Annotated in this window: 5 protein-coding genes and 1 pseudogene; 2 read left to right on the plus strand and 4 right to left on the minus strand. The window is 59.7% G+C overall.

The features are described from left to right. Positions 1-81, plus strand: a pseudogene (locus tag AACS18_RS23625) (dipeptidase PepE); the annotation flags it as partial. A gap of 119 nt (positions 82-200) precedes the next feature. On the opposite strand, the gene AACS18_RS18575 reads toward AACS18_RS23625, so the two are convergent. From AACS18_RS18575 to dnaB, 3 genes are all read right to left on the minus strand, one after another. Continuing rightward, positions 201-620, minus strand: coding sequence for a secondary thiamine-phosphate synthase enzyme YjbQ (locus tag AACS18_RS18575; RefSeq protein WP_108612995.1), 420 nt, complete (start codon positions 618-620; stop codon positions 201-203). Further along, entirely contained in the window at positions 620-1,693 is a 1,074-nt protein-coding gene (alr, locus tag AACS18_RS18580) for an alanine racemase (protein ID WP_108612996.1), read from the minus strand. The genes AACS18_RS18575 and alr overlap by 1 nt, the downstream gene beginning before the upstream one ends. A 199-nt stretch (positions 1,694-1,892) precedes the next feature. Next, positions 1,893-3,287, minus strand: coding sequence for a replicative DNA helicase (gene dnaB / locus AACS18_RS18585; protein ID WP_026035132.1), 1,395 nt, complete (start codon positions 3,285-3,287; stop codon positions 1,893-1,895). Between the two features lie 363 nt (positions 3,288-3,650). On the opposite strand from dnaB, the gene AACS18_RS18590 reads away from it, so the two are divergent. After that, positions 3,651-4,511, plus strand: a complete 861-nt coding sequence (locus tag AACS18_RS18590) for a Tim44 domain-containing protein (RefSeq protein WP_005335275.1) — start codon at positions 3,651-3,653, stop codon at positions 4,509-4,511. Between the two features lie 430 nt (positions 4,512-4,941). On the opposite strand, the gene slyD is transcribed toward AACS18_RS18590, so the two are convergent. Then, positions 4,942-5,613: a peptidylprolyl isomerase gene (gene slyD, locus AACS18_RS18595; RefSeq protein WP_005348264.1), complete on the minus strand. Its 672-nt coding sequence runs from the start codon at positions 5,611-5,613 to the stop codon at positions 4,942-4,944. Between the last annotated feature and the right edge of the window lie 106 nt (positions 5,614-5,719).

The raw sequence follows: 5,719 nt of genomic DNA on the forward strand, positions 1-5,719 counted from the left end.
ATCTTCAAACATGGTCAGGAGCCGCAAGCCTTTATGGACGCCGCCCCGCTGGCCGAGCTGACCCCCTTCAAGGTCGGCTGAGTCACGCAGAGCGCCGTGCCACTGGCAAGCGGATAGCTCGCGAACCGCAAAAACGAAAGAGGGATGGCTCAATGCCATCCCTCTTTTTTATCGTCATCTTTCAGCTGGTTACAGCCTGATTACTCCCCCTGCAGGGTTACCAGCACCTTGCGGGCGCCGCCATCGACGCGATGCTCACCGAGCCAGATCCCCTGCCAGGTGCCGAGCGCCAGCTGACCATCGCGGATCGGCAGCAACAAGCTCACCCCGAGCAGGGACGATTTGATGTGGGCGGGCATGTCATCCGGCCCCTCGTAGGTGTGGCGATAGTAGGGGGCATCTTCCGGCGCCAACCGGTGCAGATGAGCCTCCATATCGCTGCGCACGCTCGGATCACAGTTTTCGTTGAGGGTGAGCGAGACGGAAGTGTGTTGCAGCAGCAGGTGGGCCATGCCGACTCGGTAATCCGCCAGCATCGGCAGCTTGGCCACCAGCTCGTCCGTCACCAGATGAAAGCCCCGCGAACGGGGCTTCAAAGTCAGCAGGCACTGCTGCCACATCAGACGTACTCCATAAAGACGCGGGAGGTGAGCTTGGTGATGAGCTCGTAGGGAATGGTACCAATCTCATCGGCCACCCGCTCCACCGGCAGCCCCTCGCCCCACAGTACTGCCTCGTCGCCGGGCTTGTCGGTCGCGCCCGGGCCCAGATCGACGGTGCTCATATCCATGGAGACACGCCCCACCAGCGGCACGATGCGGCCGTTGACCAGCACGGAAGTGCCATTGGGCGCCATGCGCGGATAGCCATCACCGTAGCCGATGGCGATCACCCCGAGCCGGGTATCGCGATCCGACACCCAGTTGGCGCCGTAGCCCACCGGCTCGCCCGCCTTGTGATCCCGCACCGCAATCAGCTGGGTTTTCAAGGTCATCACCGGCTGCAGGTCATAATCGGCCGCCACCGTGTTGGGGAACGGGGAGACGCCATAGAGGATGACACCGGGGCGAACCCAGTCGCAGTGGGAGTCCGGCCAGGCCAGAATACCCGCCGAGTTGGCCATGGCCCGCTCGCCCGCCAGCGGTGCGGTCAACTGGCTGAACAAATCGATCTGCTCGCGGGTGGTAGGCTGCTCCAGCTCATCGGAGCGGCTGAAGTGGGTCATGATGTTGAACGGCTGCACCACGTTCTTGCACTTGCCGAGGCGCTCGATAAAGGCGGGCATCTCGTCGGCACGTACCCCGAGGCGATGCATGCCGGTGTCGAGCTTGAGCCAGGCCACCACGGGGGCTGGCAGCTCGACCTGCTCCAGCGCTTCGAGCTGCTCCCAGGTGTGAACCGCCGTTTGCAGGTTGTTGGCCGCCAGCACCGGCAGATCGTCGGCGGAGAAGAAGCCCTCCAGCAGCACGATGGGCTTGACCACGGCGCAGGAGCGCAGCATCAGCGCCTCTTCGATACGGGCCACCGCATAGGCATCCGCATCCACCAGGGTGCGGGCGACCGGCAGCAATCCGTGGCCATAGGCGTTGGCCTTGACCACAGCGATGATCTTGCAAGTGGGAGCGTGGCGCTTGACCACGGCGAGGTTGTGGCGCAAGGCCGCAGTGTTGATTTGGGCAGTAGCCGCTTTCATGGTTTTCCCTTACGAGGGCACAAATGGTCTCCCCCTCATCGGGCAGAAGACCGCCACTCACTTATCGTCGTCGAAGGCCGGACCGGCATAATTGTCGAACCGGGAAAACAGGCTCTGGCTGGCTGCCTCTCAATAAATGGCAAGCGGGTCAGAGCGGTGGTGGCAATCCTGACCACAGGATTGCCATGATTGTTACTTATCAATAATCGTCATCAAACGCCGGACCGGCGTAGTTGTCGAACCGGGAGAACTGACCCTGGAAGGTGAGGCGCACCCGGCCGATAGGGCCGTTACGCTGCTTGCCGATAATGATCTCGGCAATCCCCTTGTCCGGGCTATCATCGTGATAAACCTCATCACGATAGATAAACATGATCAAATCCGCATCCTGCTCGATGGAACCCGATTCACGAAGGTCCGAGTTGACCGGGCGCTTGTCGGCCCGCTGTTCCAGGCTTCGGTTCAACTGGGAGAGCGCCACCACCGGGCACTGCAGCTCTTTCGCCAAGGCCTTGAGGGAGCGGGAGATCTCGCCGATCTCCAGGGTCCGGTTATCGGAGAGCGCCGGCACCCGCATCAGCTGCAGGTAGTCCACCATGATCATGGATAGGCCGCCATGCTCGCGCGCCACCCGACGGGCACGGGAGCGCACATCGGTCGGGGTGAGGCCGGAGGCGTCATCGATATACATCTTGCCCTTCTCCAGCAGCAATCCCATGGTGGAAGAGAGGCGCGCCCAATCCTCGTCATCGAGCTGACCGGTACGCACCTTGGTCTGGTCGATACGACCGACCGAGGCGAGCATACGCATGATGATCTGCTCGGAGGGCATCTCCAGCGAGAAGATAAGCACCGGCTTGTCGGCGGTGAGGGCCGCATGCTCGCACAGGTTCATGGCAAAGGTGGTCTTGCCCATTGAGGGACGGGCCGCCACGATGATCAAGTCCGATCGCTGCAAACCGGCGGTCATCTTGTCGAGATCGTTGTAACCGCTCGATACCCCGGTCACCCCGTTGTGGGGGGTCTTGAACAACTCTTCAATCTTGTCGACGGTCTGCTCGAGGATCAGCTTCAGGGGCTGGGGCCCCTCGTTGGCGCTGGTGCGCTGCTCGGCAATCTTGAATACCTTGCTCTCGGCAAGATCCAGCAGATCGCCTGAGGTACGGCCTTGCGGCTCGTAGCCCGCTTCGACTATCTCGTTGGCGACCGAGATCATCTCCCGTACGACCGCCCGCTCGCGCACGATTTCGGCGTAGGCGTTGATGTTGGCGGCACTCGGGGTGTTCTTGGCGATCTCCACCAGATAGGCGAAGCCACCCGCCTCTTCCAGCTGTTCGGAGCGCTCCAGCTCCTCCTGCAGGGTGATGAGGTCGATGGGGTTGCCCGCGTTGGAGAGGCGGGTCATGGCCTGGAAGATCAACCGGTGCGGACGGCTGTAGAAATCCTGATCGATCACCCGTTCGGCAACCCGATCCCAGGCATCATTATCCAGCATCAGGCCGCCCAGTACGGACTGTTCGGCCTCAAAAGAGTGGGGAGGAACTTTCAGCTGTTGTGTCTTGGCGTCTTTTTTCGCCGTCACTTGCTCTGCCATACACATAAAAACCGCAGCGGGAAGGGGACGGGAATTTTACAAAAGAAAGCCAACTACGGCGAGCCCTATCTGGCGGCTCATACCACCATAAAGGGCCAAACCAGAGTCTGCTCTACCTTGACCATTTTGATTTTGCTTCGCATTTTGCGCTCCTTGCGACTCAATCTTCTGCTTTTCATCCGGTTTACTCCTCTTGTTTGACGCCGCATCGCGGCAACCTCGTTCATGAATAATTCATGCCAGAGGTGATATTGATGAATACAAGCTGCGACACAATTAGGGACAGGCAGCCTGCCATGCGCCTTGCTGAGCTTGCCAAAGCGGAGCATGCCCCACCCACAGACGAGAGTGAAAAGAGTCAAAATGAAAAAGATGCTGACCCTGTTTGCCGTGATCCTGGCCATTGGCCTGGGGGCACCTCACGCCGAAGCCAAGAAATTTGGCGGCGGCAAATCCTTTGGTAAAAGTTACAAAACTGCGCCGGCCCAGCCTGCGGCCAAACCGGTCGACAACAAGAATCCGACACTGAATGCCCAGACTCCGCCGAAAAAGAGCGGCATGATGGGTGGCCTGCTGGGCGGCCTGCTGGCTGGCGGCCTGTTTGCCTACCTGCTGGGCAGCGGTGCCTTTGAAGGTCTGCAAGGAATGGACTTCCTGCTGATCGCCCTGCTGGCGCTGGGTGCCGTCTTCCTGATCCGTACCCTGCGCAAAGGCAAGGTCGCGACGCCACAGCCACAACAGGCGGCCTATGCGGGCTATCAGCCACCGCAATCCGCGGCCCCGCAGCAGTTTGAGCAGAGCAACAGCGCACCGCAAGCCACCGGCTTTGCCGACAGCGACGTGCCGTTCCGCCTGCCGCCAGGCTTTGACATGAACAGCTTCCTGGCCGGTGCCCGTGATCACTATCGCACCCTGCAAGAGGCATGGAACAAGAACGATCTGGAAAAGGTGCGCGAGTACGTCAGCCCCGAGCTGTTTGAGCAGCTCAAAGCCGAGCGCGCCGAACTGACTGGCGACCAGCATACCGAAGTGATGTATGTGGATACCCAGCTGGTACGCGCCGACTACGGCAGCGACTGGGCTCAGGTGAGCGTGCGCTTCAGCGGCCGCTACATGGACCGTCAGGAGCAGGTCGAAGAAGACATCAAAGAGGTGTGGCACCTCGAGCGCGATCTGGCCAAGAACAATGCCCCCTGGCATATCGTCGGCATCGAGCAGCTGTAAGGCTTCGCGCCTATCAGTTAGTCACTAGGCAATAGCCAGTCAGTTAAGCCTGACTGGCTATTTTTTTATGGGGCACAACGAGACCAAATAGAGACTGACGCTGGCTCGTTATAGCTGTGGGGGCATGAAGTAACTTGGTCATATTGTGCTGATGATGATGACACCGATTTGATGACTCGTTTGCAGATGACGTTTGCGCTCCGCACAAAAGCCCCATTGCGGCACCGAGAGGGAATAATGTTGAGCATTAACCAAAAATAAGCAGCCCTGTTAGCTTGGGAAAAGCCGCGAGCCTATTTGACAGACATAAAAAAATCCGAAGCCAGAACAACCGGCTTCGGATTTCATCATCCAAGGAGGAGCAATTAATGAGCATTAATTGCTCGGTATGACTCCTACGGCAAATTTTTTATCATCGGCGTGGCCGTGATCAGTGGTGATGGCCCTTGCCACCACAACCGCCGCCACCGCAGCAGCCGCCGTGACCATGGTCGTCACCGTGATCGTGGCCATGATCGTGACCGTGGCCAGCACCGCCGCAGCAACCGCCCTGGCCGTGATCCTCATCGTGGTCGTGACCATGACCGCCACAGCAGCCGCCGTGATCGTGGTCATGACCGTGATCGTGACCGCAACCACCGGCACCGTGAACGTGGCCGTGGGCCAGCTCTTCGGCAGTGGCAGCGCGCACGTCCTTGATCTCGACCTTGAAGCCCAGGGTTACGCCTGCCAGCGGATGGTTGCCATCCACTTTGACGAACTCTTCGGACACTTCAACCACGGTCACCGGACGGTGACCATCGTCGGTTTCAGCCACAAAAGTATCCCCTTCGGAGACTTCCATGCCGTCGAACAGCTCGCCCGGTACTTCTTGTACCAGTGTCTCGTCATATTCGCCGTAGGCCTGGCTCGGTGCCAGAGTCACTTCGAAGGCTTCACCTACCGCGCGACCTTCCAGCTCGGCTTCCAGGCCTGAGACCAGGTAACGGGTGCCGTGCAGATAGACCAGCGGCTCTTTGCCGACAGTGCTGTCGATGACTTCACCGTGCTCGTCGGTGACTGTGTATTCCAGCGTAACCACGCTCAGAGGAGCTACTTTCATGTCAGGATCCTGCGGATAGAAAAAAACGGGCTCAGAATACCCTAAAAAGCGGGCCGCGCATATGCCGTGCGGCGCCACTGAGTGACGAAAAAAACGGCAACAGCGT

The organism is Aeromonas sp. HMWF015 (assembly GCF_963878965.1).
Classification (GTDB): Bacteria; Pseudomonadota; Gammaproteobacteria; order Enterobacterales; family Aeromonadaceae; genus Aeromonas; species Aeromonas veronii.

Bases quoted from the DNA above. Each gene is read 5' to 3' on its own strand.
- AACS18_RS18575 (WP_108612995.1), bottom strand. From the start codon at position 620: ATGTGGCAGCAGTGCCTGCTGACTTTGAAGCCCCGTTCGCGGGGCTTT.
- alr (WP_108612996.1), bottom strand. From the start codon at position 1,693: ATGAAAGCGGCTACTGCCCAAATCAACACTGCGGCCTTGCGCCACAAC.
- dnaB (WP_026035132.1), bottom strand. From the start codon at position 3,287: ATGGCAGAGCAAGTGACGGCGAAAAAAGACGCCAAGACACAACAGCTG.
- AACS18_RS18590 (WP_005335275.1), top strand. From the start codon at position 3,651: ATGAAAAAGATGCTGACCCTGTTTGCCGTGATCCTGGCCATTGGCCTG.
- slyD (WP_005348264.1), bottom strand. From the start codon at position 5,613: ATGAAAGTAGCTCCTCTGAGCGTGGTTACGCTGGAATACACAGTCACC.